The sequence below is a fragment of the Variovorax sp. EL159 genome (assembly GCF_900100965.1).
In the GTDB taxonomy this organism is placed as follows: domain Bacteria; phylum Pseudomonadota; class Gammaproteobacteria; order Burkholderiales; family Burkholderiaceae_C; genus Variovorax.
On record NZ_FMUJ01000002.1, the window covers coordinates 1,111,673 to 1,137,056 of the forward strand.

Genomic DNA, 25,384 nt, shown 5'->3' on the forward strand with positions numbered 1-25,384 from the left:
GAGGGGCCGTCTCAAGATAGTTGGCTGCCCGCGATGCGTTCGCCGGCCAGGTGCGGCGGTGCCTCGTGGGGCGCGGGTGTGGCCAATGCGGCGCGCTGCCTCAGCTCTTCAGTCGTTTCGCCGGGGCCGTCCGGCCGCCAGCCCGGCGGCTTGACGAGGTAGCCCACGAAGGCGCGCACCGAGCGTGCCGAAGCCAGGTCGCGGAACAGCGCGCGCCACTGCGAGAACTCGATCTCCAGGATGTTGTTCGAGGTGATCGGGTTCACCAGCCCGTAGCGGCAGGGCAGGTCGGCGCGCTCGGGGATGTAGGTGCCGAACAGGCGGTCGAACACGGTCAGCACGCCGCCGTAGTTGCCGTCGAGGTATTCGAGGTTCGAGGCGTGGTGCACGCGGTGTGCCGAGGGCGTGTTCAGGAACCATTCCAGCGGGCCGAGGCGCGGAATCCAGGTGGCATGAATCCAGAACTGATACAGCAGGTTCAGCGTCAGCATCAGCAGCACGACCCGGGGCGGCATGCCCAGCAGCGGCGCCAGCATGAAGAAGGCCAGCGTGCCGGTGAGCCGGCCGGTCCAGCCGAAGCGGTAGGCGGCCGACAGGTTGAGCTGGTTGGGCGAATGGTGGATGGCGTGGGTGCACCAGAACCAGCGCACCCGGTGCGCCGCCCGGTGGTACCAGTAGTAGCAGAACTCCTGGCCGATGAAGCAGGCGGCCCAGCCGCTCCAGTGGTCCATCGGCAGCGTGAAGAACCGGTGGGCGTAGAACCAGTCCATGGCGCTGGTCCAGAAGGCCAGGGGCAGCAGCCAGCGCAGCGGATATTCGCGCACCAGGAAGTCGAACACCGAAACGCCGGACGCCTTCCAGTCGTAGCTGCGCCAGCCGTTGCGCCATGAGAGCACGAGCGCTTCGAGAATCGAGGCGACAAGCACCACCGTGACCGAAATCTTGAGGATCAGCAAGAGCACGTTCATGGCGGTTCCTGGAAGCTGGGGCCGGGCGACGATCTTAGGCCGCGCGGACGCTGTTCGCCATCGAGTCGGTCGCGATGGCCAGCTTCCACAGGCGCAGGGCGCGGGCCGCGAAGACACCGGTGAAGGCGCCGTAGAGCGTGGGCACCACCACCGCGAAGGTGGCCTGGTGGTTCAGCTCGGGGTGCATGGCCATGGCCGCGCCCACCACGTACTTGGTCAGGAAGATGCCCATCATGAGCATCAGCGGAACCGGGCTGCCCGCCAGGTGGAAGCGGCGCTCGGCCGCGTCGTAGCGGGTGGTGGCGGGCAGGGGGCGCTGCAGCAGCAGCGCCACCATCACGGCGGCGGCAGCGGCCCAGCCGAGCAGGGCGCCGATGGAGTCGCCGAAGGCCGAGATCACGCCGAACACCGACAGGCCGCCCATGGCGACGGGCATCAAGGTGACACGGTTCAGGCTCACGCTGTTGGCGAGCAGCTGCCTGGCGCCGAGCCAGACCAGCAGCACGAGCACGGCGAACACCCACTTTGGGGTATGGAGGATGACTTGCATCAGCATGGTGGCACTCCGTTGGAAGATGAAGGAAAGCTGAAAAAGGATCAGGAAGCGATGGAGCGGACTGTGCCGGGCGGCACCCGCGCCTGCCATCGGCGTGCGACGGAATGCCCTGTGGCGGCGCGAGTTGCAGCCGGGTGGCGCGAATGGCGTGATCGGCGGCACGGCCGGGAGCTTTACCGCCGCTTTACGGCGCAGCCAACAGCGCGACTACCATTCGGCGCTGTACTCTAGGTCGCAGCTCTGCCCCCTTCGCACGCACCACGCATCACGCACCGCCCATGGATTCCAACCACCGTCCCGACCCCCTGCCTGCCACCGTGTCTCCCACACATCCTCCGGTGCGCAGGCGCCGGTGGGTGGGAGGCCTGTTGACCTTGCTGCTGCTCGCGGCGCTTGGGGCGGGCGCCTGGTACCTGATCCAGCGCTCGAAGACGCCGGTGGCCGGCGTGGGTGGACCCGGCGGCCCCGGTGGCGGCCGTCCGGGTGGCGCGGGCGGACCTGGTGGGCGCGGCGGCGCGGGTGGTGGCGGTCCGGCTTCGAGCACCGTCGGCGTGGCCACGGCCACGCGGGCCGACATCCCGGTCCAGCTCGAAGCGTTGGGCACGGTCACGCCGCTGGCCAATGTCACGGTGCAGCCGCAGGTGTCGGGCGTGCTCACGGCGGTGCTCTTCCAGGAAGGGCAGATGGTCAAGAAGGGCGACGTGCTGGCCACCATCGACCCGCAACCTTTCCAGAATGCGCTGGCGCAGGCCACGGGCGCGCGGCTGCGCGACGAGGCATCGCTCGATGCGGCGCGCGTCACGCTCAAGCGCTACCAGACCCTGCTCGGCCAGGACTCCATCGCGCGGCAGGACGTCGACACGCAGGCCGCGCTGGTCAAGCAACTTGAAGGCACCGTCGCGATCGACCGTGCGAACGAAGGCACGGCCAAGCTCAACCTGACGTGGAGCCGCATCACCGCGCCGGTGAGCGGGCGCATCGGCCTGCGGCCGGTGGATGCAGGCAACTACATCACCACGGGCACCACCGGCGGCGTGGCCACCATCACCCAGATCGCGCCCATCGACGTCGAGTTCGCCGTTCCGCAAGACCGCGTGCCCGAGGTGCAGGAGCGCTTGGCGCAGGGCGCGCAGCTCGAAGCCACGGCCTTCGACCGCACGCGCACGCGCCGGCTTGCCAAGGGCATGTTCGCCACGCTCGACAACCTGGTCGACACGCAGACCGGCACCGTCAAGGCCAAGGCCCGTTTCTCGAACGCCGACGGCGCGCTGTTCCCGAACCAGTTCGTCAACCTGCGGCTGCTGCTGCGTACCGTCGACAGCTCGGTGGTGGTGCCGGTCACGGCGCTGCGGCACGGGCCCAACGGCGACTATGTCTATGTGATCAACAGCGACAGCACCGTGTCGCAGCGCCCCGTCAAGCGCGGCGAGGCGAGCGTGGACAACGTGGCGATCATGTCCGGGCTGGAGTCCGGCGAGCGCGTCGTGACCGAAGGCGGTGACCGGCTGAAGGACGGCGCGCGCGTGCAGACCACGGTGGACCGGCCGGCCGTGCCGGCGTCGGGTGCCGCATCGGGCTCGCATCGCGGCGGCAAGCGGCAGGGCGGCAATGGCGCGAGGGGCGATGCTTCCACGCCTTCGGCACCTGCCACGTCCGGCGCAAACGCACCGGTCGCACCCGCCGGCACCACGCCGCAAGCCACGGCCCCAGCGGCTGCCCCGGCGACGCCAGCCAAGCTGCCCACCGCCGAGCAACGCCAGCGCATGCTCGATTCGGTCAAGGACCAACCCGATCAGCTCGAGCGCCGCAAGCGCTTTCTCGAAGCCCTGGACCGTGGCGATCCGGCGGCGCTGGAGCGCTGGCAGCGCATGTCAGAGGGTCGGGGTGACGGCCGGCAAGGCCAATGAGCCGCCGGGCCGCTCCCACCACCCGGGTGATTGCCGCAGCGCGTAGCGCGGAGGCTTTCGAATGAGTCCCTCACGCCCGTTCATCCTTCGGCCGGTGGCGACCTCGCTGCTGATGGTCGCCATCGTGCTGGCCGGCCTGGTGGCGTTCCGCTTCCTGCCGCTGTCGGCGCTGCCGCAGGTCGACTACCCGACCATCCAGGTGCAGACCCTCTACCCCGGGGGCAGCCCCGAGGTCATGAGCAACACCGTCACCGCGCCGCTGGAGCGCCAGTTCGGCCAGATGTCGGGGCTCGACCGCATGAGCTCGACCAGCGCGGCCGGCGTGTCGATCATCACGCTGCAGTTCTCGCTCGGCCAGACGCTCGACGTCGCCGAGCAGGAAGTGCAGGCCGCCATCAACGCCGGCGGCTCGCTGCTGCCGGCCGACCTGCCGGCGCCACCGGTGTACGCCAAGGTCAACCCGGCCGACGCGCCGGTGCTCACGCTGGCCATCACGTCGGACACGCTGCCGCTGACCGAGGTGCAGAACCTCGTCAACACGCGGCTCGCGCAGAAGATCAGCCAGGTCTCGGGCGTGGGGCTGGTGTCGCTCAGCGGCGGGCAGCGTCCGGCCGTTCGCATCCAGGCCAACACGCAGGCGCTGGCTGCCAACGGCATCGGGCTGGACACGCTGCGCACCGCCATTTCGGCGGCCAACTCGAACGGCGCCAAGGGCAGCTTCGACGGCCCCAAGCGCGCCTACAGCATCAACTCGAACGACCAGCTGGTCACGGTCGACGACTACAAGAACCTGATCGTCTCGTACAAGAACGGCGCGCCGATCCGCATGATCGACGTGGCGCAGGTGGTCAACAGCGCCGAGAACACGCAGCTCAGCGCCTGGTCCGGCAGCAAGGCCAGCGGCAGCGGCCAGCTCACGCCGGCCATCGTGCTGAACGTGCAGCGCCAGCCCGGCGCCAATGTGATCGCCACTGTCAACGCCATCAAGGCCCAGTTGCCCGAACTGCAGGCGGGCCTCCCGGCCGGCCTGAAGATCGAGGTGCTGAGCGACCGCACGGCCGGCATCCGCGCTTCGGTGCAGCACGTCGAGATGGAGCTGGTGCTGGCCGTGGTGCTGGTGGTGCTGGTGATCTTCGCCTTCCTGGGCAGCCTGCGCGCCACCGTCATCGCCAGCGTCGCGGTGCCCATCTCGCTCATCGGCACCTTCGGGCTGATGTACCTGCTGGGCTACAGCCTCAACAACCTGAGCCTGATGGCGCTGACCATCGCCACCGGCTTCGTGGTCGACGACGCGATCGTGATGATCGAGAACATCGCCCGCTACATCGAGGAGGGCGAAAAGCCTCTGCAGGCCGCTTTCAAGGGCGCCACGCAGATCGGCTTCACCATCATCTCGCTCACCGTGTCGCTGATCGCGGTGCTGATTCCGCTGCTGTTCATGGGCGACGTGGTGGGCCGCCTGTTCCGCGAGTTCGCGGTGACGCTGGCCATCACCATCCTGATCTCGGCGGTGGTGTCGCTCACGCTGGTGCCGATGATGTCGGCGCGCTGGCTCAAGCACGAACCCAAGAAGGAACCTGGCGGCACCGGCTTCGGCGCGCGCGCCCAGCGCTTCTTCGACGGCGTCATGGTGCGCTACGACCGCTCGCTGCACTGGGTGATCGAGCACCAGCCGCTCACCTTGCTGGTGGCGCTGCTCACCATGGTGCTGACCGTGGTGCTGTACCTCACGATTCCCAAGGGCCTGTTCCCCACGCAGGACACCGGCCAGCTGCAGGCACGCATCCAGGCATCGCAGGACGTGTCTTTCGACCGCATGTCGCAGCTGCAGCAGGAGGCGGCCAAGGCCATCCTGGAAGACCCCGAGGTCGAGAACCTCAGCTCCTTCGTCGGCGTGGACGCCGCCAACAACACCATGCTGCACACCGGCAGCATGCTCATCAACCTCAAGCCGGGCCATGGCAACCAGCAACAGATCATGGACCGGCTGCGCGAGCGCGCGCACGAGGTGGCGGGCATCACGCTCTACCTGCAGCCCACGCAAGACCTGACCATCGATGCCGAGACCGGCCCGACCGAATACCGCATGTCGCTCGAAGGCGTGGACAGCGCCGCGATCACGTCGTGGATGAAGAAGCTCGTGGCGAAGCTGCAGGAGTCGAACAAGGTGCGCAACGTGAGCAGCGACGCCGGCGCGCAGGGCCTGGCCGCTTTCGTGAACGTGAACCGCGACACCGCGGCGCGCCTGTCGATCACCGCGAGCACGGTCGACGATGCGCTCTACAGCGCCTTCGGCCAGCGCATCGTCTCGACCATCTTCACCGAGACCAACCAGTACCGCGTGATTCTTGAAGCGATGCCCGGCATGGTGAACACGCCGCAGACGCTGGGGCAACTGAGCCTGATCGCGGGCTCCGGCACGGCCACGCCGCTCTCGGCCATTGCCGACATCAGCGAGCAGCAGGCGCCACTGCAGATCACGCACGTGGCGCAGTACCCGGCGAGCACGTTGAACTTCGACACGGCACCGGGCGTGTCGCTTGGCACGTCGGTCGATGCGATCCGCGCGGCCGCGAAGGAAATCGGCTTGCCCAGCAGCGTGACCATGACCTTCCTCGGGGCCTCGGGGGCTTATGAGAAATCGCTGTCGAACCAGTTGTGGCTGATTCTGGCGGCCGTTGTTTGCGTGTACATCGTGCTGGGCGTGCTCTATGAGAGCTACGTGCATCCGCTCACGATTTTGTCGACGCTGCCTTCGGCGGGCGTCGGGGCGCTGCTGGCGTTGATGATTACCGGCAACGACCTGGGGGTGATCGGCATCATCGGCATCATCTTGCTGATCGGCATCGTGAAGAAGAACGCGATCATGATGATCGACTTTGCGATCGATGCGGAGCGCAATGAAGGCAAGTCGGCGCGCGAGGCGATCCATCAGGCGGCGTTGCTGCGGTTTCGGCCGATCTTGATGACGACGTTGGCTGCGTTGTTCGCTGCGATTCCGCTGATGTTGAGCTTTGGCGATGGGGCCGAGTTGCGGCGGCCGCTGGGGCTTGCGATTTTTGGCGGGTTGATCGTTAGCCAATTGCTGACTTTGTTCACTACGCCTGTGATCTATCTGGCGTTTGATCGGCTGGGTGGGGGGAGTACTCGGCGGTCTGTGGTTGAGGAGGAGGCGGTTTGATTCCGGCCTGCTGCCTTTTTGAGTTCCGGGGCCGGGTCTCGCCCCGGCGGGCGACTCACTTTCTTTTGCTTCGCCAAAAGAAAGTAAGCAAAGAAAAGGCGACCCCGCTGTCTGCGACCCCTTCGCTGCGCTACGGGGCAGCCTGCGGTGCTCGCGTTTCGCGGGGTCCGCAGAACTCGCTTCGCTCAAACAGCTGCGGCCCTGATCCGCGAAACGCTGCGCTCCTCGGCGCAGCCAGAGGGGAGGGGACGCCTTCGGGCCATCGCTACGCTCGGCCTTTGGTTTCGTTCGGGCCTTCGCTTCGCTCGGCCTTGGGTGTTGCGCCCTCTCTCCTTGGGGAGAGGGCGGGGGGGAGGGTATCGGCTTTCATCCAGGCGAGGCGGTGTTCCTGCGCCGTCGACCCTCACCCCAACCCTCTCCTCAAGGGGAGAGGGAGTCAGAGCCAGAGCCCAAGTCGAGCGAAGCAAAGGCCCGGCCCCAAGCCGAGCGAAGCGATGGCGCGTTCGGTATCCAAGCCCCTCTGGCTGCGCCGAGGAGCGGAGCGTTTCGCGGATCAGGGCTCGCCCTTGTTTGAGCGAAGCGAGTTTGGGCGAGACCCCGCGAAACGTGAGCACCGCAGGTTGCCCGGAGCGAAGCGCAGGGACGCAGACAGCAGGGTCGCCTTTCTTTTGCCTACGTTTCTTTGGCGAAGCAAAGAAAAGTAGGTCGCCCGCCGGGGCGAGACCCGGCCTCAGCCCTCCGCAAGGAGCGCAACGATCGCAAGAGCGGAGCCTCTGCTTTCAGCAAGAAGCGCCAGGATCGCAAAGACCCGGCCCTGAGCAGGAGGCAAAGCAATGAACCTCTCGCTTCCCTTCGTCAAACGCCCCATAGGCACAGTCCTCCTGACCATAGGCGTAGCCCTGGCCGGCATAGCCGCCTTCTTCGTCCTCCCTGTCTCCCCGCTCCCCCAGGTCGACTACCCCGTCATCTCCGTCAGCGCCGCCATCCCCGGCGCCAGCCCCGAGACCATGGCGACCAGCGTGGCAACTCCGCTGGAGCGCCACCTGGGCACCATCGCCGGCGTCAACGAAATGACCTCGACGAGCGCAGTCGGCACCGCGCGCGTCACGCTCCAGTTCGACCTGAGCCGCAACATCGACGGCGCCGCGCGCGAGGTACAGGCAGCCATCAACGCCAGCCGGGTCGACCTGCCCGCCACGCTGCGCAGCAACCCGACCTACCGCAAGGCGAACCCGGCGGCCTCGCCGGTGATCATCCTGGCACTCACGTCCAAGACCAAGACGCCCGGCCAGATCTACGACGCGGTGTCGAACATCGTGAGCCAGCGCCTGTCGCAGGTGGATGGCGTGGGCGACGTCGAAATCGGCGGCGGCTCGCTGCCCGCCGTGCGCGTGGAGCTGCTGCCGTTCGCGCTCAGCCGCTACGGCATCAGCACCGACGACGTGCGCGCCGCAATCCAGGCCTCGAATGCCAACCGGCCCAAGGGCATGGTGCAGGGCGAGGGCCGCAAGCTGCAGATCTACACACAGACGCCGGCCCTGCGCGCCAGCGACTACGCCTCGATGGTGGTGGCCTGGCGCAACGGCGCGGCTGTGCGGCTGCAGGACGTGGCCGAGGTGGTCGACGGCGTGGAAGACACGCGCACGTTGGGCCTGTTCAATGGCGAGCCCGCGATCATCGTGCTGATCACGCGGCAGCCCTCGGCCAACATCATCGAAACGGTGGACAGCGTGCGCGCGCTGCTGCCCGAGCTGCAGGCCCAGTTGCCGCCCGACGTGACGCTGCAGGTGGCGTCGGACAGCACCAATTCCATTCGCGGTTCGCTGCGCGAGGTCGAGCTGACGCTGGTCATCTCGGTGCTGCTGGTGGTGCTGGTGGTGAGCCTGTTCCTGCGCAGCGTGCGCGCGACCATCGTGCCGGCGGTGGCCACGGTGGCGGCGCTTCTGGGCACTTTCGGCGTGATGTACCTGCTGGGCTTCAGCCTCAACAACCTGAGCCTGATGGCGCTCACGGTAGCCACTGGCTTCGTGGTCGACGACGCCATCGTGGTGCTCGAAAACACCAGCCGCCACATCGAGTCGGGCATGTCGCGCATGAAGGCGGCGCTGCTCGGCGCGAAGGAGGTGGGCTTCACCGTGCTGTCGATCAGCGTGTCGCTGGTGGCGGTGTTCATTCCGCTGCTGTTCATGGGCGGGCAGGTGGGCCGGCTGTTCCGCGAGTTCGCGGTCACGCTGTCGGCGGCGGTGATGATCTCGCTCGTGATCTCGCTGACCACCACGCCCATGATGTGCGCGTGGCTGCTCAAGCCTGGCGGCGAGCACGACAAGGACAAGCCGCAGGGCCGCTTCGGCCGCATCGCGGCGCGTGGCTACGAATGGGTGCTCAAGCGCTACGAGCACAGCCTCGACTGGGCGCTCGACAACAAGGGGCTGGTCATGCTGGTCCTGGTGGCGGTGGTGGGGCTGAACGTGTATCTGTTCAGCGCCGCGCCGAAGGGCTTCTTTCCGCAGCAGGACAGCGGCCAGCTCAACGGCGGCCTGCGCGCCGACCAGAGCATTTCGTCGAAGGCCATGGCCGCGAAGCTGCGCGAGGTGGTCGACATCATCCGCGCCGACGAGGCGGTCGATACCGTGGTGGGCTTCACCGGCGGCAGCCGCGCGGGCGGCGGCTTCATGTTCGTCAACCTGAAGCCTGCCAGCCAGCGCAAGGACAGCGGCCTGGCCGTGATCGCCCGTCTGCGGCCCAAGCTCAACGAGGTGGCCGGCCTGCGCGTGTTCCTGGGAACGGTGCAGGACGTGCGGTCGGGCGGCCGCTCCAGCAACTCCACCTACCAGTACACGCTCAAGAGCGACAGCCTGGCCGACCTGCGCGTGTGGGCCAACAAGCTGGCCGACGAGATGAAGCTGCAGCCGGTGCTGGCCGACATCGACACCGACCAGAGCGAGAACGGCGTCGAGATGATGGCGCAGGTCGATCCCGACAGCGCGCGCCGGCTCGGCCTGACCTCGACGGCGGTCGACAACGCGCTCTACAACGCCTTCGGCCAGCGCCAGGTGGCGACCATCTACACCGAGCTCAACCAGTACCACGTGGTGATGGAGTGGGCGCCGCGCTACACGCTCAGCCCCAATGCATTGAGCGACGTGTACGTGCCCGCGACCAAGACCGTGGTCGTGGCCGGGCAGGCCGTGACCACCCAGATCGCGGCCCCCACCACGACCGCCAATTCAGCGGCGTCCGCCAGCAAGACGTCCGCAAGCGCAGGCACGAGCACCGGTGCAAGCGCTTCGGTGCCCGTATCGGCGAACCCCGCGCTGCGCAATGCCTCGTCGGGCAACGTGCTGAGCAACACGGCCACCAGCCTGGTGCCGCTGTCGGCCGTGGCGAAGTTCTTCGAGAACTCGGTCGCCACGTCCGTGAGCCACGAAGACGGCGAACTGGCAACCACGATCTCGTTCAACCTCGTCGAGGGCGCGAACCTGGGCGATGCGCGCGAGGCCATCGCCAAGGCCGAGGCCAATATCGCCATGCCCACCAACGTGCGCGGTTCGTTCTCGGGTACGGCCGCGAGCGCGCAGCAATCGCAGAGCCAGCAGGCCATGCTGATCCTGGCCGCGCTGATCGTGATCTACATCGTGCTGGGCATCCTCTACGAAAGCCTGGTGCATCCGATCACCGTGCTGTCGACGCTGCCGTCGGCCGGCGTGGGCGCGGTGCTGGCGCTGCTGATGTTCCGCATGGAGTTCTCGATCATTGCGCTCATCGGCGTGTTCCTGCTGATCGGCATCGTGAAGAAGAACGCCATTCTCATCATCGACTTCGCGCTGGAGGCCGAGCGCTCGCGCGGGCTTTCGCCGATGGAGGCGGTGCGCGAGGCCTGCCTGCTGCGCTTCCGCCCGATCCTGATGACCACACTGGCGGCCGCACTCGGCGCGCTGCCGCTGGCCATCGGCTTCGGGGAGGGCGCCGAATTGCGCCGGCCATTGGGCGTGGCCATCATCGGCGGACTGATCGCCAGCCAGTTGCTGACCCTGCTGACCACGCCGGTGGTCTACCTGCTGCTCGACAAATTGCGCCGCCGCGGCGCCCATGAGAACGAACTGGGCCGCGCCGCGAACGCCTGAGATGACCGCCTGAGAACACCGCCATGAACGCATCGCTTTTCCCTCATCGTTCGAGCCGCTTCGCGCTCTCGGCGCTCGCCCTGGCGGCCTTGCTCGCGGGTTGTTCCGTCGGTCCGCGCTACCAGTTGCCGGCCAGCGCGTCGCCTACTTACTGGAAGGAGCAGAAGGCCGCCGAAGGCTGGCTGCCCGCCGCGCCGGCCGATGCGCTGGACCGTGGTGAATGGTGGAAGCTGTTCGGCGACCCGACGCTCGACAAACTGGCCTCGCGCGTGCAGGTGTCGAACCAGAACATTGCCGCGGCAGTCGCCAACTACGCCAATGCCCAGGCGCTGGTGCGGGGGCAACGCGCGGCGCTGTTCCCGTCGCTGACGCTCAATGGGTCCGGCAAGCGCACGGGCGGTGGCGACACCCCCCCGAGCAACGCTTTCGCCGCCTCGCTGGGCGCCGCCTGGGCGCCCGATGTCTGGGGGCGGCTGCGGGAATCGGTGAACAGCGCGTCGGCCAATGCGCAGGCTAGCGAGGCCGACCTCGCATCGGCACGGCTGTCGGCCATTGGCGACCTGGCGACCAACTACCTGTCGCTGCGCGAGGCCGATGTCGAGATCGGCCTGCTCGACGAGACGATCAAGGGCTACGAGCGTGCCTTCGAGATCACGCGCAACCGCTACAACGCCGCCATCGCCGCGCAGACCGACGTGCTGCAGGCCCAGACCCAGTTGGCCAACGCGCGCGCCACCCGCCTGACGCTGGTGCGCACCCGCGCCACGCTGGAACACGCCATCGCAGTGCTGGTAGGCGCCGCACCGGCGGACTTCAGCCTGGCACCTGCACCCTGGACGCAGACCGTGCCCGGCATTCCGACCGGCGTGCCCACGACGCTGCTGCAGCGCCGGCCCGACATCGCGGCCGCCGAGCGCGCGGTGGCCGCTGCCAATTCGCAGATCGGCATTGCGCGTTCGGCTTACTTCCCGAGCTTCAATCTCAGCGCCTCGATTGGCAGCAGCGCCAGCCGGGTCGGCAGCCTGTTCAGCGCCCCCAATACGCTCTGGTCACTCGGCCTGACGGCGGCACAGGTGGTGTTCGATGCAGGCGCCATCGGTGCCAGCGTCGATGCGGCCAAGGCCAGCTACGACGCCAGCGTGGCGCACTACCGCCAGACGGTGCTGGCCGCCTTCCAGGGTGTCGAAGACCAGCTCACCACAGGTGCTACGCTGGCCCAGCAGGAGGGCATGTACCGTGAAGCCTCCAATGCGGCCGACAAGACCGAACAGCAACTGCTGAACCGCTATCGCGAAGCCCAGGTGGCCTACACCGACGTGGTGACGGCGCAGGTCGCCGCCTTGAGCGCACGGCGCACGCTGGTGCAGGTGCAACTCAATCGCCAGACCGCCGCCGTGGCGCTCATTCAAGCGTTGGGCGGCGGCTGGCAGGCCGGGTGGATGGGCGGCGATGCGCAGGCTGCGACGACAGCGACGACGCAGCAGCAACCGTCCGCCTCCGAGCCCAAGCCCTGAGGAATCGAGGGAACGGACGATGCGTGCGCCCGTTCCCCGGAGCCCGGCCGCCGGCTGCGCGCGGGGCCCTTCTTCAACATCGCGCGTTCGCTCAGTGGGCCGGACGGTCGATGGTGTGACCGAGGTAGTCCTTGTCGGTCACCAGCACCCAGAGCGCGAGCACCAGGATCACCGCGGCGACGAGCACCGCATTGACCAGTGCCGTTTCCGCCGTGCGGAAGCCAAGCACCCAGGGCGAAACCGCGAGCCAGGCGGCCAGAGCGACTTCGGTCCACTCTTCCCATTGGCGCGGCACGAAGGTCGCGCCCAGGGCCACGGCGCCGAGCAGGATGCCGGTCGCCACCATGGTCCACATCGCGGGCGTCAGGTCCTGGAAGCCCAGAACCCAGGGCGAGACGATCAGCCAGGCGCCTGCCACGGCGTTGACGGGGTCTTGCCAATGCTTCACTTGCTTCATGGTCATTACCTCCTGTCGCGACAAGGCGCCGCGACACCGATTGGACCCTTGCGGAGCCCTCGGGGTTCCGAAGGGCCGGCCCCGGCGCGTCAGCGCGCGCACCGCCTTGGGGCGTTTTCTGTAAGCGAACTACAGTGTTTTAGCTTACACGTGTTAGCAAATGTTAAGAAATTTTCCGTAATCCTCGAAAAAGTCCGAAAACGCACTTTTACGGAAATCGGGGATATCACGCACCGATCTTGAGCCGTAACATCCGCGCGGCCTGATTCCGGCCCGCCCCCGTTTCCGACCTCCGATGAACCCCCCAGATCCCTCCCGGACACGCGCGCTGTCCGTGGCCGACATGCTGCGCGCCCGCATCTTCGACGGCGACATCGCGCCCGGCGCCCACCTGATGGAGATCACGCTGGCCAACGAGTTCGGCGTGTCGCGCACCCCTGTGCGCGGCGCGATGGCACGGCTGGCCGACGAGGGGTTGCTGGTCTATCACCCGCAGCGCGGTTTTCAGGTGCGCCGCTTCGACGCCAAGGACGTGTTCGACGCCTTCAGCCTGCGCGCCACGCTGGAGGGCATGGGTTGCCGCCTGCTCGGCGAGCGCGGGCTCGATGCCCGTGGCCAGGAGCAACTGGCGCAGATGCTCGAAGAGCAGCACGCGCTGCTGTACGGCGAGGAATGGACCGACGCCCACGCCATGCTCTGGCACGACCTGAACCTCGACTTTCACCGCAAGCTGCTGGCGCTGGCCGACAACCGCTGGCTGACCGAGGCGGTGGTCCGCTCCTGCCAGCTGCCGATCATCTTCGACAGCAAGCTGCGGCCGCACAACCGCGACGCCTCGGTGCTGCTCTACCGGCGCGAACAGGCCCAGAACGCGCTGGCCGAGCACCGGCGCATCGTCGACGCGCTGGGCCGGTGCGAGTCGGGCGTTGCCGAAAGCGTCATGCGCGAGCACATCACGGCCAACCGCGACCTGCTCGTGGACAACCTGCGCCAGAAGGCCGGCCGCACGCGCGCGCTTGTTTGACAGCTTGCGTGGCAGGTCGCGAGCAGCTCAGCCACCGCGCGCCACCGGCGCCATCAGGTAGGCGCCCGACTCGAACAACTGCGCCTCGGCCTGGTCGATGCGCCGGATCACCGGTTTGCCCGCGCGGCTTGCGAGCAACTCGACCAGCGCTTCCGTCACTGCCACGCCGGCGGCGATCGATGGAAAGAACGACGGGCTGTGGATGGTGAAGAGCAGCGTCTCGTCCGCCAGCAGCGACAGCGGCGACGTCACGCTGTCGGTGATGGCCACGATGCGGCAACCCGCCGCCTTCGCGGCCTGCGCCACCTGCAGCGCCTCGCGCGAGTAAGGCGCAAAGCTCGCCACCACCAGCGCGTCGCCTTTGGCAAAGGCGCGCTGCTGCATTTCGAGCGAGCCGCCCTGGCCGTCGACCAAGTGCACGCTGGTGCGGAACAGCCGATACACATAGACGAATGAAAAGGCGATCGGAAAGCAGGCCCTGAAGCCCGCGGCATGCACGGCCGGCGCCTTCTCGATCAGCGCGCAGGCCTTCTGCAGCGCCTGCTCGCTCTGCTGGTGCGTGGCTTCGAGGTTGCGGCGCTGCACCTCGAACATTTCGCCGGCCAAGGTCTGGTCTTTCGCGCGGCCGACGAGCTGCTTGGCGCGCCCGCCGTAGGTCTCGGTGCCCAGGCCCATGTCGGCGGCGAAAGACTCCTTCAGCTGCGGCCAGCCTTCGTAGCCCAGGTGCTGCGCAAACCGCACCAGCGTGGCGGGCGTGCTCTGCGCGCGCGTGCCGACATTGCGCATCGAGCCGGTGACCACCTCGTTCGGATGGTCGAGCACGTAGCGCGCCACCTGCTGCAGCGCGGGGCTCAGTTCGTTGAAACGCTGGCGGATCTGTTCTCTGGCGCCCATGGCGGTGTCTCTTTTCTGGCTGTCGTTGGAACGAATGTACCGGAGCGATTGCAACGGAACAGTTGACGGAACAAATGTTCCAAGAAATAATTCGATGGAAACGTTAGTTCCACGATCCGTTCCAGGATTTCTCCGCCATGACGCACGTCTTTCACCGCCACCTTCGCCAGACCCCGCCCATTGCCGCCGGCTCCCACGGCATGTTCATCCGCGACGCCGAAGGCCGCGAATACCTCGACGCCTCGGGCGGCGCCGCCGTGTCGTCGCTCGGCCACGCGCACCCCGAGGTGCTGGCCGCCATGCACGCCCAGCTCGACCGGCTGGCCTACGCGCACACCAGCTTCTTCACCAGCAAGGTGGCGGAGCAACTGGCCGACGAGCTGATCGGCTCGGCGCCCGAAGGCATGAGCCACGTGTACCTGGTGAGCGGCGGTTCCGAGGCGGTCGAGGCCGCGCTCAAGATGGCGCGCCAGTACTTCGTCGAGATCGGCCAGCCGCAGCGCACGCATTTCATCGCGCGCCGCCAGAGCTACCACGGCAACACGCTGGGTGCGCTGGCGGTGGGCGGCAACGCCTGGCGGCGCGAGCCTTTCGCGCCGATCCTCGTGCCGGCCACGCATGTGTCGCCGTGCTATCCGTACCGCGAGCAGTACGCCGACGAAAGCGCCGAGCAATACGGCCTGCGCCTGGCGGCCGAGCTGGAGGCCGCCATCGTGGCGCAAGGCGCCGACCGCGTGATCGCCTTCGTGGCCGAGACCGTCGGCGGCGCCACCGCCGGCGTGCTGACGCCGGTGCCCGGCTACTTCAAGGCGGTGCGCGCGGTGTGCGACAAGTACGGCGTGCTGCTGATCCTCGACGAGGTGATGTGCGGCATGGGCCGCACCGGCACGCTGCACGCTTGCGAACAAGAGGGCGTAGTGCCCGACCTCATCACCATCGCCAAGGGCCTGGGTGGCGGCTACCAGCCGATCGGCGCGGTGCTGGCGCAGGGCAAGGTCGTCGAGGCGATGTCGAAGGGCAGCGGCTTCTTCCAGCATGGCCACACCTACCTCGGCCATCCGATGGCCTGCGCGGCCGCGCTGGCGGTGCAACAGGTGATCCGGCGCGACGGGCTGGTGGCCAAGGTGCACGACGACGGCATCGCCTTCGGCGCGATGCTGGCCGAGGCGCTGGGTGCGCACCCGCACGTGGGCGACATTCGCGGCCGTGGCTTCTTCTGGGGCATCGAACTGGTGGCCGACCGCACAACCAAGGCGCCTTTCGATCCCGCGCTGAAGCTGCACGCCGCGGTCAAGAAAGACGCCATGTCGCGCGGCCTGCTGTGCTACCCCTTCGGCGGCACGGTCGACGGCCGCCAGGGCGACCACGTGCTGCTGGCGCCGCCCTTCATCGCCACGCGGCAAGACCTGCAGGAGATCGCCGCGCGCCTGGCGGCCTCCATCGATGCGGTCACGCGGGCCGCCGCGCGCTGAGCGTTCAACGCCCGGCGCCGCATCTCTTCTTTCGTCCCCGTTTCTTCAACCGCCGTTCCCAGGAGCGCTTTCATGCCCAAGCTTCGTCTGCCGATTCCCGTCGGTGCTGCCGCTCTCGCGGTCGCCTTCGCCTTCCTGTTGCCGCACATGGCGGCCCAGGCCCAGGAGAGCGACACGCTCGCCAAGATCAAGGCCAGCGGCGCCATCACCTTCGGCTACCGCGAGTCGTCGTTCGGCTTCTCGTACCTCGACAGCAACCTCAAGCCCGTGGGCTACAGCATCGAGATCTGCAAGCGCATCGTCGAGGCAGCCAAGGCCGAGCTGAAGATGCCCGCCATCGAGATCAAGTACCAGGCCGTGACCTCGGCCAACCGCATCCCGCTGGTGCAGAACGGCACGGTCGACATCGAATGCGGCTCCACCACCAACCTGGTCGAGCGCCAGAAGCAGGTGGCCTTTTCGCCGGACATCTTCCGCTACAACGTGCGCATGCTGGTCAAGGCCGATTCGGGCATCAAGAGCATTGCCGACCTGCAGGGCAAAACGGTGGCCACCACCAGCGGCACCACCTCGTTCCGCCTGCTGCGCGAGGCCGACCGGGGCCGCAGCCTCGAGGTGAACAACCTCGCCGGCAAGGACCACAGCGACTCGTTCCTGCTGGTCGAAAGCGGCCGTGCCCAGGCCTTCGTGCTCGACGACATCCTGCTGGCCGGGCAGATCGCCAATGCGCGCAACCCGAAGGACTTCATCATCACCGGCGAGAGCCTGCGCACCGAGAACCAGTCGCTGATGTTCCGCAAGGACGACCCGGCCTTCAAGGCGCTGGTCGACCGCGTGGTGTCGGGCATGATGAAGTCGGGCGAGATGGAAAAGCTCTATGCCAGGTGGTTCACCTCGCCGATTCCGCCGAAGGGCATCAACATCAACTACCCGCTCAACGCCGAGACGAAGGACGCGTTTGCCAACCCGTCGTCCAAGGGCATCTGAGCCGCTCGCTTCATGACACGCATCGCCCTGATCCACGCGCTTTCGCATTCCGTCGCGCCCATCAACGAAGCCTTTGCGCGCGACTGGCCCGAGGCGCTGCGCATGAACCTGCTCGACGACAGCCTCTCGGCCGACCTCGCCCGCAACGGGCAAGGGCTGGACGCGGCGATGCACGAGCGCTTCCAGCGGCTGGCGCAGTACGCGGTCGATACCGGCGCGCAGGGCATCCTCTTCACCTGCTCGGCCTTCGGGCCCTGCATCGAGGCCGTGGCGCGGCGGCATGCGGGCATGCCGGTGCTCAAGCCGAACGAGGCGATGGTCGACGAGGCCACGCAGGGGCCGGCGCAAGGGCAGGGCAGGCTCGGGCTGATCGCCACCTTCGCGCCCACGCTGGCGTCGATGCCACCCGAGTTTCCGGCCGGCACGGCACTTGAACTGGCATTGGCCGAAGGCGCGCTCGACGCCTTGAACGCCGGCGACACCCAACGGCACGACGCATTGATCGCGGCGCAGGCCGTGGCGCTGCGCGAGCGCGGCTGCACGCGCATCGCGCTGGCGCAGTTCAGCATGGCGCGGGCACGCGACGCCTGCGCACGGGCGAGCGGATTGCCGGTGCTGACCACGGTCGACAGCGCGGTGCGCGCGCTGCGCCGGCGCACCGCGCCCGGTTCAGCGCAGGCCTGACCGGTTCGGGCCTTCGATGATCGAGAACAGGGCGGTCATCGCGATCTGGGCCGCATCGCCGCGGCCCAGCATGCGCGTGAGGCCGGTCTCGCGGTCGGTCGCTTCGAGGCCTTGCGACAGGCGCCGGTAGATGTCCGACGAAGGCAGCGTTGCCGAGGTGCCCAGCGCATCGCAATAGGTGTTGGCAAGAATGCCCGTGAGCTGTTCGCTCTGAGCGTTCGACAGCTTCATGGAGTCGCCGCCGAACACGACCGCGATGCAGTGCAGCAGGTAGGCCTGCGTTTCGAGCGAGAACGAGTGCTGCCGCACATAGCATTCGACGGCCGACCAGAACAACGGGTCGGAAGTGCGGCGCCAGCTTTCAAGTACCTTGCGCGCCTTGGCCACCAGGTCGGCATGCGCATCGCCTGGTTCGCTGGGCCGCAGCGCCAGGCCCTGCAGGGTGAGCGAGGCTTCCGGGCCGGGCGCACCCAGGATGAAGCTCCAGAACTTCCAGCGGGCGTACCACTTCTTGTCGTGCGCCGGGTCGAGCGGCTCCAGCAGCCAGAAGTCGATGCTCTGTATCGCGTCGGCGCGCTGCTCGGCCACGCTGCCGTCGCCCAGGTCCAGCGCCTGCATGGCCGATTCCATCCGGTCGGCCGCGATGTGGCCCTGCGCGACGATGCCGGCGCTCGTGCCGCCGCGGTTGATGTCGAGCAGGCGCTGCATCAGCTGCTGCAGCTCGTGGGCCGAGGCGCCCGTGGCCTCGGCCACCCGCTTCAGCGAGGCATGCTGGTCGATCTCGATTTCCCGGGCGTTCTTGCGGCGGTCCTTGCCGTGGTCGTCGGCGGTCGACACATGCTCTTCATGCCCATCCCCGGGGGTGAACGTTCGCATTGCAAAACTCCTTCGGACGCAGATGAATGGTCACGCCGGAATATGTGTCAAAGCGTAGCGGCCGAACATCACCTGAACTGGGTATCTTGCGGGCCGCATGTGTCGGTTTTTCGCCCGCACCTGAATGCGGGCTGACTTGTGGCCTCGCGATAATCGCCGGTCTTTCAAGGAGTACGCGTGGACATCGTTTTGCTGGTCAAGGCCGCCGTCATGGGCATCGTGGAGGGGCTGACCGAATTTCTTCCGATCTCGTCGACCGGCCACCTGATTCTTGCGGGCTCGCTGCTGGGCTTCGACGACGACAAGGCGAAGGTCTTCGACATCGCCATCCAGACCGGGGCCATCTTCGCGGTGATCCTGGTGTATTGGCAGAAGATCAAGTCGACCGTGGTCGCGCTGCCCCGGCAGCCGAAGGCGCAGCGCCTGGCGCTGAACATCTTCATCGGCTTCCTGCCGGCGGTGGTGCTGGGGCTGCTGTTCGGCAAGGCAATCAAGGCGCACCTGTTCATTCCGACCGTGGTGGCGAGCACTTTCATCATCGGCGGCTTCATCATCCTGTGGGCCGAAAAGCGGCCACCGGGCTCGGTGCGCGTCGAGCATGTCGACGACATGACGGCGTGGGACGCGCTCAAGGTGGGCCTGGTGCAGTGCTTCGCGATGATCCCGGGCACCAGCCGCAGCGGCTCGACCATCATCGGCGGCATGCTGCTGGGCCTGTCGCGACAGGCAGCGACCGACTTCTCGTTTTTCCTGGCGATCCCGACGCTGATCGGTGCCGGCGTGTACAGCCTCTACAAAGAGCGTGCGCTGCTGTCGGTGGCCGACATTCCGCTGTTCGCGGTGGGGCTGGTGTTTTCGTTCGTCAGCGCCTGGCTGTGCGTGCGCTGGCTGCTGAGGTACATCAGCACCCACAACTTCATTCCGTTCGCCTGGTACCGCATCGCCTTCGGCATCGTGGTGCTGGCGACGGCGTGGAGCGGGCTGGTGGTCTGGGCCGACTGATCGATCGGCTGTTGATTTCCCGCTGACCGCCGTCGGATCGCGCGCGCGGTCTCCGGTCTCAATAAGGGCCTGAGTGACCTCAGGCCACCGGCGCGAGCGGCATCCGCAGCGCCACGTGTGTGTCACCCGGGCGGGAGTCGAGCTGCAGTTCGGCGCCCAGCCGCCGGGCGCGGGCCCGCAGGCTTCGCAGGCCCGCCCCGTCGGCGCTGCGGGCCGCATCGACCGCAAAGCCGCGGCCGTCGTCGCGCACGCTCAACCGAAGCTCCCCCTCCGCGCGCTGCACGGCCACGTCCACGCGGCGGCTCGCGCTGTGCTTCAGCACATTGGTCAGGGCCTCCTGCAGAAAGCGCAGCAGCTCCAGGCTGTGCGAGGGCGAAAGCTCCAGCGTGTCGATGCCCGACACCTGCCAGCGGCAGTCGATGCCGTTGGCATCGAGGAGCTGCGAGATGCGATGGCGCAGCGGCACCAGCAGCTCGCCGAAGGCGAGGGCGCCATCGCCCCGGCCGGTGGCGTCGATGATCAGCCGCAGGTCGTCGCGCAGGCTCTTGAGCATGGCCAGCAGCTGCGGTGCCGACAGTTCTTCGGGCCGGCGCTCCAGCGTCGCGATGCTGCCGACCAGCATGCCGCCCAGCCCGTCGTGCAGGTCGCTCACGAGGTTGACGCGCTCGCCGATGCGCGCGTGCGCCAGCTCCAGCGCATGTTGCTGCGCGAGCGTGGCGGCCAGCTCGGCCTTGGCGGCGTTCACTTCCTCGATCAACTCGGTGTTGAAGTTCTCGATGCGCTTGAGGCTCTGCACGAAGCGCGCCGCCTGCGTCAGGGCCATGCCCAGCAGCAGCACGTACGAGGACATCGTCGTGTAGTAGATGTTGCTGTCGATCACCTGCGTGAAAACCAGCAGGTCGTGCCCGGCCGTGACGGCCGACACCGCCATGAAGGGCGCGAGCGAGCGCATCGGGCTGTCGCGGTGGCGCAGGGCGTGAATGATCGAGCTGCAGTTCACGGCAATGACCGTCAGCCCGCCCACCAGCGTCCAGATGGCGCGGTGCGTGGTCAGGCCCGGACCGCTCGCGAGCCACAGGTCGAGCACGCCGGCTGCGGCGACCAGCAGCGCGGCGGCTTCCAGCCGCGGCATGCGCCGCTGGCAGAAGCGCAGCGCGAAGACGATGTAGGACACGTCGAACACCAGCAGCAGCGACGTGTTCATCGCCTGCCAGCTGTGGTTGCTGGCAAAGGGCCAGGGGCTGGTCGCGATCTGGTTGTAGCCGAACAGCAGCCACAGCACGGACATCATCGCGAACCAGCCGTATGCCGTCTCGCGTCGGCGCAGCACCCACAGCGCGGCGAAAAAGGCCGACACCGCGGCGCTGACCGCCAGGCCCAGCACCTGCAGGTCGCGGCGCACCAGGCGCTCGTGGTCGAACTCGGCCTGCAGCGCGGCCGGCGCGCCGAGGCTGACCGGCCCCAGCCCCGCCTGGTAGGCGAACAGGCCCGACACCCGCACCAGCAGCGTGTTGGTGCCGGGCTTGAGCAGCGGCGGCGCCAGGAGCCAGTAGCGCGGCGTGTTCCAGCCGCGCGTGAGCGGCTCGACCAGGCTGTCGTCGCGCGAGATCGGCACGCCATTGAGCGACACCTCGCCGGCCATGTTCAGGTAGTGCAGCATCAGGCCGGCTTCAGTGACCGGCGACGGCTGCTCCCAGGTGAGCCGGTACCAGACCACGCCGTCGAAATCGGGCCAGCGCTCGGCCCAGCTGTCGGGCAGGGTGACGGGCGTCCAGCCTTCGGTGGGTGGTGCCGCATCGTCCCAGCCGGTGCCGCGCGCGGCTTCGGCATGGAGTGCGGGCGCGGGTGCAGATGCGGGTTGCGCCAGCGCCGGGCCGGCCGCGAGAAGAAGAAAAAATGAGAAGAAGCAGGCGCCGATCAGTGCAGCAAGCCGTGCTTTCGCCCCTGGAAGACCGCCTCGGTGCGCGAGTTGACGGCCAGCTTGCGGTAGATGTTCTTGGTGTGGCATTCAACGGTCAACCTGGAAATGGACAGCACTTCGGCCATGTCGCGGTTGCTCAGCCCTTGCGCCACCAGTTCGAGGATTTTGCGTTCACGCGGCGTCAGGGCGGTGGCCGGCGCGGAGGCGGACTCCGTGCCGCTTTCGTCCGGCAGCACGGCGGCAGCGCGTGTGGGGCCCTGCGTGGTGGCAAGCCACGCGATGATGCGGCGCGCGATGGACGGGTCGATCGATGCGCCGCCCTGCTCGATGCTGCGCAGCGCAATGCTCAGTTCGAGGTCGTCCCGCTCCTTGAGCAGGTAGCCGATGGCACCGGCGCGCAGCGCCGCAAAGATGATTTCTTCGGTCCGCCAGGCCGAGATCACCACCGCCGGAACGCCCGGGCGGCGAATCTGCAGCCAGCTGATCAGCTCCACGCCATTGCCATCGGGCAGACCGATGTCGACCAGAACGATGCCGTAGTGATGTTGCTCGAGCAGCAGCTTGGCCCCGGCCACGCTGTCCGCGACGGCGATCAGCTGGTCATCGCAGCCGAGCGTGGACAGCACATAGCGCAGGCGATCCTGCATCGCCGGATCGTCCTCGATCACGAGCGCGGGGCTCAGTGAAACAGGTTCAGCTTCTTCGATCTGGAGAGATGACATGTGGCGGCATTTTGGATCTGTCTGTCGCGGTGCGTTGGACGTTTTTACTTATTTTCGGGGATTGTTTGCGAGTATTTCAATTTGTATCTATCGTTGCGACATTTACAAGACAGCAAGCCATGCCGAATCGGCAAGAAGCATCGGCTTTTCTGGAATATCGCGCCCCGCAAGGGGGTTGCGCCGGAAATCGCCCGGCGCGGGGCAAGGCTGGCGCCGCCGCCGTTCTGGCCCCGTCGGCCCTGGTTTTGAAGGCGGAACGGGTTAACCCTTGGCGGGCCGGCACATGATCTCGTAGACCGAGTTCGTGACGGGCTCCAGGGGCGCGGCCTTGCGCTGGAAGCCCATGCGCTCGTAGAACGCCACGCTGCGCGGCGTGAAGGTTTCGAGGTAGCAGGCGACGCCTGCCGCATCCGCCTCGGCCAGCGTGGGGGCCAGAAGCCTCGCACCCAGGCCACGCCCTTGCGCGGCGGGCGAGATGCCGAGGATCGACAGGTACCAGGCCTGCGCCGGCACGGCGGCGCTCGCGTGCGGGCCCATGAAGTCGACGATGCGGTTGTAGTTCGCGTAACCGCGCGGGCCCAGCGTGCGCGACAGAAACGCGTCTTTGGCGGCCGACTCCTGCGTGTCTGCCTGCGCGCTCCGTGGCAGCAGCCATGCCGCGGCGCCCAGTTCGCGGTCTTCCAGCGTTTCGCAACGCCCGGTCCGGCCAGCCTCGCCCAGCGAGTACCCGAAGTACGCCGCCAGCACCGCCTTGCGGACGGGCAGGTCGTTCTCGAAATCGACGGAGATCGCCAGGTAGAACGGATCGACGATCAGCGCGTCGACAAGGGCGGGTGTGGACAGGGGCTCGGGCAGCGGCATGCGGGTGGGGCGGGGTCTTCTTTGATGACCCGCGCGATTCTAGGGAGCCCCGGCTGCGCCCCGCGCGATGTCGCCCGCACGGCGCTCCGTGCGCATTCAGCCGCTTCGGTCAGACTTGCGGGATGCGCGCCGGGATTGCGCCCGGGTCGTACCAGGTGATCGGCCGGATCTCGAACACGCCCGTCTCGAAGGCCAGCCGGTGCGCAGCATGCGTGGCCTCTTCGACGGTTTCGCATTCGACGACGTACAGGCCCATGAGCTGTTCCTTCGTCTCGGCGAAGGGGCCGTCGGTGACCAGTGGATGAGTGTCGCCGGCGCGGCGCACCGTGGTGGCGGCATCGGGCATCAGCCGCAGCACCGTGCCGAGCCGGCCTTGCGTCTGCAGGTCGTCGCGCAGGTCGGCATGGCGCTCGAGCAGGTCTTCTTCGACACCGGGTGCCCAGGCGGCCGCAGCAGACTCCGAACCGTAGATCAGGATGGCATAGAGCATGGTCTTCATTGTGTTGCATCCGACGCCGCACGAGTATGCGGCGCGCCGATGCGTTCGGCAAAAGGGTGCCCGTGCGCGGTGCGCTTGCGCCGCCGCATTGGCCGACTGCATTGGCCGACTGCATTGGCCGACTGCATTGGTGTGACGTCTCCGCACGGCCACGACGGCTTTGCCGGGTGCGGCTACGCTGGGCGAACGCACCCCGAACACATCCGCAACACCCCAAGGAACAAAGGAACCCACCGAGATGACGCTGGCAATGAGCTGGGAAGAATGGACCGCACACGATGGCGTGGCACTGGCCGAACGGGTCCGCAAGGGCGACGTGACGCCGGCCGAACTGGCCGCGCAGGCCGCGGCCGGCATCGCGAAGGTCAACCCGCAGACCAGCGCCGTGGTCGAGGTCTTCGACGACGTGGTGGCCGACCCGCTGAAGGACGGCATGAACCCCGATGGCGCGTTCGCCGGCGTGCCCTACCTCATGAAAGACCTGGGCCCGACGCTCAAGGGCCGGCTGCAGGAGTTCGGCTCGCTGCTGATGCAGGGCCATCGCCCCGCGGCCGACAGCTTTCTCACCGGCAAGATCCGCAAGGCCGGCCTCAACATCGTGGGCCGCAGCACCACGCCCGAGTTCGGCGTGTGCAGCTCGGTCGAGAACGCGCTCTTCGTCACCCGCAACCCCTGGGACCTCGACTACACGACCTGCGGCTCGTCGGCCGGCACCGCCGCCGTGGTGGCTGCCGGTGTGCTGCCGCTGTCGCACGCCACCGATGGTGGTGGCTCCATCCGCATTCCGGCGGGCGTCAACGGCAACATCGGCCTGAAGGTGTCGCGCGGCGTGTTCTCGCTGGCGCCGGGCCTGTCGGACCTGTCGGGGCTGGTGTCGATCCAGGGCTGCCACAGCCGCACGGTGCGCGACACGGCGGCCTTCGTCGACAACTGCCGCGGCGGTGCGCCTGGCGAGTTCATGCCTTTCTGGTCGTCGGCCGAGCCCTACAGCGAACTGATCCGACGCGACCCCGGCCGCCTGCGCATTGCGCTGTCGCACGAATGGGGCGACTTTCGCGCCACGCCGCATTTCGTGGCCGAGCTGGAACGTGTCGGCCGCTTTCTCGAAGGCCTGGGCCACCATGTCGAATGGGCGCTGCCCGAGGTGGACTTCCAGACCGCGTTCGCGGCCCAGACCACCTGCTACATCAGCAACTTCGCGCAGGTCATCGCGGGCCAGCTGGCGCGGCTGGGGCTCGAAACACCACCGCCCGCGCTGCTGGAGCCCATCAATATCAAGATATGGGAAGCGGGGCTGCATACCTCGTACACCGAGCGCGCGAAGATGCAGGCGGTGTTCAACACCACCTCGCGCGCCTTCGGCGATTTCTTCGAGCGCTGGGACATCATCCTGACGCCGATCACCGCGCTGCCCACGCCTCGCGTCGGCACCATCGAATACCTCACGACCAGCACCAATCCTTCGGTGCATGACTGGTTCGCCAACCTGTGGCGCAACTTCGCGTACACGCCGCTGGCCAACCTGTGCGGGCTGCCGGGCATCTCGCTGCCGATGGCCAGCCAGGAGAACGGGCTTCCGCTGGGCATCCAGGCGCAAGCGGCGCAAGCCAACGATGGCTTGCTGCTGCAGTTGGCCGCGCAGATCGAGCGGGCGCTCGATGGCAAGTGGAATGCTGGCCAGCGGCCGGGCGTGCACGTGACCCAGGGGTGATGGCCCGATGACGGTTCGGTGAGG

At 67.7% G+C, this 25,384-nt stretch carries 19 protein-coding genes; 10 read left to right on the forward strand and 9 right to left on the reverse strand.

Annotation, left to right across the window (positions count from 1 at the left end; translation table 11 throughout):
* Positions 1–11 precede the first annotated feature (11 nt).
* Both BLQ28_RS11410 and BLQ28_RS11415 read right to left on the reverse strand, forming a co-directional pair.
* A complete protein-coding gene (locus BLQ28_RS11410) occupies positions 12–968 on the reverse strand; it encodes a sterol desaturase family protein (RefSeq protein WP_093239135.1) in 957 nt (318 codons plus the stop codon).
* Between the two features lie 34 nt (positions 969–1,002).
* A complete protein-coding gene (locus tag BLQ28_RS11415) occupies positions 1,003–1,524 on the reverse strand; it encodes a DUF6622 family protein (RefSeq protein ID WP_093239466.1) in 522 nt (173 codons plus the stop codon).
* Between the two features lie 278 nt (positions 1,525–1,802).
* Here BLQ28_RS11415 and BLQ28_RS11420 point away from each other — a divergent pair, with 278 nt between their 5' ends.
* The 4 genes from BLQ28_RS11420 (at position 1,803) to BLQ28_RS11435 (ending at position 12,250) form a co-directional block, all read left to right on the forward strand.
* Complete coding sequence (locus tag BLQ28_RS11420) at positions 1,803–3,431, forward strand: efflux RND transporter periplasmic adaptor subunit (RefSeq protein ID WP_093239137.1); 1,629 nt, start codon at positions 1,803–1,805, stop codon at positions 3,429–3,431.
* Between the two features lie 61 nt (positions 3,432–3,492).
* Entirely contained in the window at positions 3,493–6,612 is a 3,120-nt protein-coding gene (locus BLQ28_RS11425) for an efflux RND transporter permease subunit (protein WP_093239138.1), read from the forward strand.
* Positions 6,613–7,445: 833 nt separating this feature from the next.
* Positions 7,446–10,736, forward strand: coding sequence for an efflux RND transporter permease subunit (locus tag BLQ28_RS11430; protein ID WP_093239140.1), 3,291 nt, complete (start codon positions 7,446–7,448; stop codon positions 10,734–10,736).
* 23 nt (positions 10,737–10,759) lie between these two features.
* Complete coding sequence (locus tag BLQ28_RS11435; RefSeq protein ID WP_093239142.1) at positions 10,760–12,250, forward strand: efflux transporter outer membrane subunit; 1,491 nt, start codon at positions 10,760–10,762, stop codon at positions 12,248–12,250.
* A gap of 91 nt (positions 12,251–12,341) precedes the next feature.
* On the opposite strand, the gene BLQ28_RS11440 is transcribed toward BLQ28_RS11435, so the two are convergent.
* On the reverse strand, positions 12,342–12,707 hold the full coding sequence (locus BLQ28_RS11440; protein WP_093239467.1) for an SPW repeat protein: 366 nt from the start codon (positions 12,705–12,707) through the stop codon (positions 12,342–12,344).
* 295 nt (positions 12,708–13,002) lie between these two features.
* Between BLQ28_RS11440 and BLQ28_RS11445 the strand changes: the two genes are divergently transcribed.
* The gene (locus tag BLQ28_RS11445; RefSeq protein ID WP_093239143.1) at positions 13,003–13,731 is read left to right on the forward strand and encodes a GntR family transcriptional regulator; all 729 of its coding nucleotides are present in this window, start codon (positions 13,003–13,005) and stop codon (positions 13,729–13,731) included.
* Between the two features lie 27 nt (positions 13,732–13,758).
* Here BLQ28_RS11445 and BLQ28_RS11450 read toward each other — a convergent pair whose 3' ends face one another.
* Entirely contained in the window at positions 13,759–14,625 is an 867-nt protein-coding gene (locus tag BLQ28_RS11450) for a MurR/RpiR family transcriptional regulator (protein WP_093239145.1), read from the reverse strand.
* A gap of 137 nt (positions 14,626–14,762) precedes the next feature.
* Between BLQ28_RS11450 and BLQ28_RS11455 the strand changes: the two genes are divergently transcribed.
* The 3 genes from BLQ28_RS11455 (at position 14,763) to BLQ28_RS11465 (ending at position 17,768) form a co-directional block, all read left to right on the forward strand.
* Positions 14,763–16,097 carry an aspartate aminotransferase family protein gene (locus BLQ28_RS11455; RefSeq protein WP_093239146.1) on the forward strand — a complete coding sequence of 445 codons (1,335 nt, stop codon included), beginning with the start codon at positions 14,763–14,765 and terminating at the stop codon, positions 16,095–16,097.
* A 72-nt stretch (positions 16,098–16,169) separates the two neighbouring features.
* The gene (locus tag BLQ28_RS11460) at positions 16,170–17,084 is read left to right on the forward strand and encodes a transporter substrate-binding domain-containing protein (protein ID WP_093239148.1); all 915 of its coding nucleotides are present in this window, start codon (positions 16,170–16,172) and stop codon (positions 17,082–17,084) included.
* Between the two features lie 12 nt (positions 17,085–17,096).
* A complete protein-coding gene (locus BLQ28_RS11465; RefSeq protein WP_093239150.1) occupies positions 17,097–17,768 on the forward strand; it encodes an aspartate/glutamate racemase family protein in 672 nt (223 codons plus the stop codon).
* Here the strand turns inward: BLQ28_RS11465 and BLQ28_RS11470 are convergent.
* A complete protein-coding gene (locus tag BLQ28_RS11470; protein WP_093239151.1) occupies positions 17,754–18,644 on the reverse strand; it encodes a hypothetical protein in 891 nt (296 codons plus the stop codon). The two genes, BLQ28_RS11465 and BLQ28_RS11470, sit on opposite strands and share 15 nt — an antisense overlap.
* Before the next feature lie 177 nt (positions 18,645–18,821).
* On the opposite strand from BLQ28_RS11470, the gene BLQ28_RS11475 reads away from it, so the two are divergent.
* Positions 18,822–19,646 carry an undecaprenyl-diphosphate phosphatase gene (locus tag BLQ28_RS11475; protein WP_093239153.1) on the forward strand — a complete coding sequence of 275 codons (825 nt, stop codon included), beginning with the start codon at positions 18,822–18,824 and terminating at the stop codon, positions 19,644–19,646.
* 79 nt (positions 19,647–19,725) lie between these two features.
* Here BLQ28_RS11475 and BLQ28_RS11480 read toward each other — a convergent pair whose 3' ends face one another.
* From BLQ28_RS11480 to BLQ28_RS11495, 4 genes are all read right to left on the reverse strand, one after another.
* Positions 19,726–21,654 carry a sensor histidine kinase gene (locus tag BLQ28_RS11480; RefSeq protein ID WP_093239155.1) on the reverse strand — a complete coding sequence of 643 codons (1,929 nt, stop codon included), beginning with the start codon at positions 21,652–21,654 and terminating at the stop codon, positions 19,726–19,728.
* Positions 21,564–22,289, reverse strand: a complete 726-nt coding sequence (locus BLQ28_RS11485; RefSeq protein WP_093239156.1) for a response regulator transcription factor — start codon at positions 22,287–22,289, stop codon at positions 21,564–21,566. The genes BLQ28_RS11480 and BLQ28_RS11485 overlap by 91 nt, the downstream gene beginning before the upstream one ends.
* A gap of 261 nt (positions 22,290–22,550) precedes the next feature.
* Entirely contained in the window at positions 22,551–23,150 is a 600-nt protein-coding gene (locus tag BLQ28_RS11490; RefSeq protein ID WP_093239158.1) for a GNAT family N-acetyltransferase, read from the reverse strand.
* Between the two features lie 109 nt (positions 23,151–23,259).
* Complete coding sequence (locus BLQ28_RS11495; RefSeq protein WP_256327248.1) at positions 23,260–23,649, reverse strand: YciI family protein; 390 nt, start codon at positions 23,647–23,649, stop codon at positions 23,260–23,262.
* A 238-nt stretch (positions 23,650–23,887) separates the two neighbouring features.
* Between BLQ28_RS11495 and BLQ28_RS11500 the strand changes: the two genes are divergently transcribed.
* Positions 23,888–25,360, forward strand: coding sequence for an amidase (locus BLQ28_RS11500; RefSeq protein WP_093239159.1), 1,473 nt, complete (start codon positions 23,888–23,890; stop codon positions 25,358–25,360).
* Positions 25,361–25,384 lie beyond the last annotated feature (24 nt).

Bases quoted from the DNA above. Each gene is read 5' to 3' on its own strand.
- BLQ28_RS11410 (WP_093239135.1), bottom strand. From the start codon at position 968: ATGAACGTGCTCTTGCTGATCCTCAAGATTTCGGTCACGGTGGTGCTT.
- BLQ28_RS11415 (WP_093239466.1), bottom strand. From the start codon at position 1,524: ATGCTGATGCAAGTCATCCTCCATACCCCAAAGTGGGTGTTCGCCGTG.
- BLQ28_RS11420 (WP_093239137.1), top strand. From the start codon at position 1,803: ATGGATTCCAACCACCGTCCCGACCCCCTGCCTGCCACCGTGTCTCCC.
- BLQ28_RS11425 (WP_093239138.1), top strand. From the start codon at position 3,493: ATGAGTCCCTCACGCCCGTTCATCCTTCGGCCGGTGGCGACCTCGCTG.
- BLQ28_RS11430 (WP_093239140.1), top strand. From the start codon at position 7,446: ATGAACCTCTCGCTTCCCTTCGTCAAACGCCCCATAGGCACAGTCCTC.
- BLQ28_RS11435 (WP_093239142.1), top strand. From the start codon at position 10,760: ATGAACGCATCGCTTTTCCCTCATCGTTCGAGCCGCTTCGCGCTCTCG.
- BLQ28_RS11440 (WP_093239467.1), bottom strand. From the start codon at position 12,707: ATGAAGCAAGTGAAGCATTGGCAAGACCCCGTCAACGCCGTGGCAGGC.
- BLQ28_RS11445 (WP_093239143.1), top strand. From the start codon at position 13,003: ATGAACCCCCCAGATCCCTCCCGGACACGCGCGCTGTCCGTGGCCGAC.
- BLQ28_RS11450 (WP_093239145.1), bottom strand. From the start codon at position 14,625: ATGGGCGCCAGAGAACAGATCCGCCAGCGTTTCAACGAACTGAGCCCC.
- BLQ28_RS11455 (WP_093239146.1), top strand. From the start codon at position 14,763: ATGACGCACGTCTTTCACCGCCACCTTCGCCAGACCCCGCCCATTGCC.
- BLQ28_RS11460 (WP_093239148.1), top strand. From the start codon at position 16,170: ATGCCCAAGCTTCGTCTGCCGATTCCCGTCGGTGCTGCCGCTCTCGCG.
- BLQ28_RS11465 (WP_093239150.1), top strand. From the start codon at position 17,097: ATGACACGCATCGCCCTGATCCACGCGCTTTCGCATTCCGTCGCGCCC.
- BLQ28_RS11470 (WP_093239151.1), bottom strand. From the start codon at position 18,644: ATGCGAACGTTCACCCCCGGGGATGGGCATGAAGAGCATGTGTCGACC.
- BLQ28_RS11480 (WP_093239155.1), bottom strand. From the start codon at position 21,654: ATGCCACACCAAGAACATCTACCGCAAGCTGGCCGTCAACTCGCGCAC.
- BLQ28_RS11485 (WP_093239156.1), bottom strand. From the start codon at position 22,289: ATGTCATCTCTCCAGATCGAAGAAGCTGAACCTGTTTCACTGAGCCCC.
- BLQ28_RS11490 (WP_093239158.1), bottom strand. From the start codon at position 23,150: ATGCCGCTGCCCGAGCCCCTGTCCACACCCGCCCTTGTCGACGCGCTG.
- BLQ28_RS11495 (WP_256327248.1), bottom strand. From the start codon at position 23,649: ATGAAGACCATGCTCTATGCCATCCTGATCTACGGTTCGGAGTCTGCT.
- BLQ28_RS11500 (WP_093239159.1), top strand. From the start codon at position 23,888: ATGACGCTGGCAATGAGCTGGGAAGAATGGACCGCACACGATGGCGTG.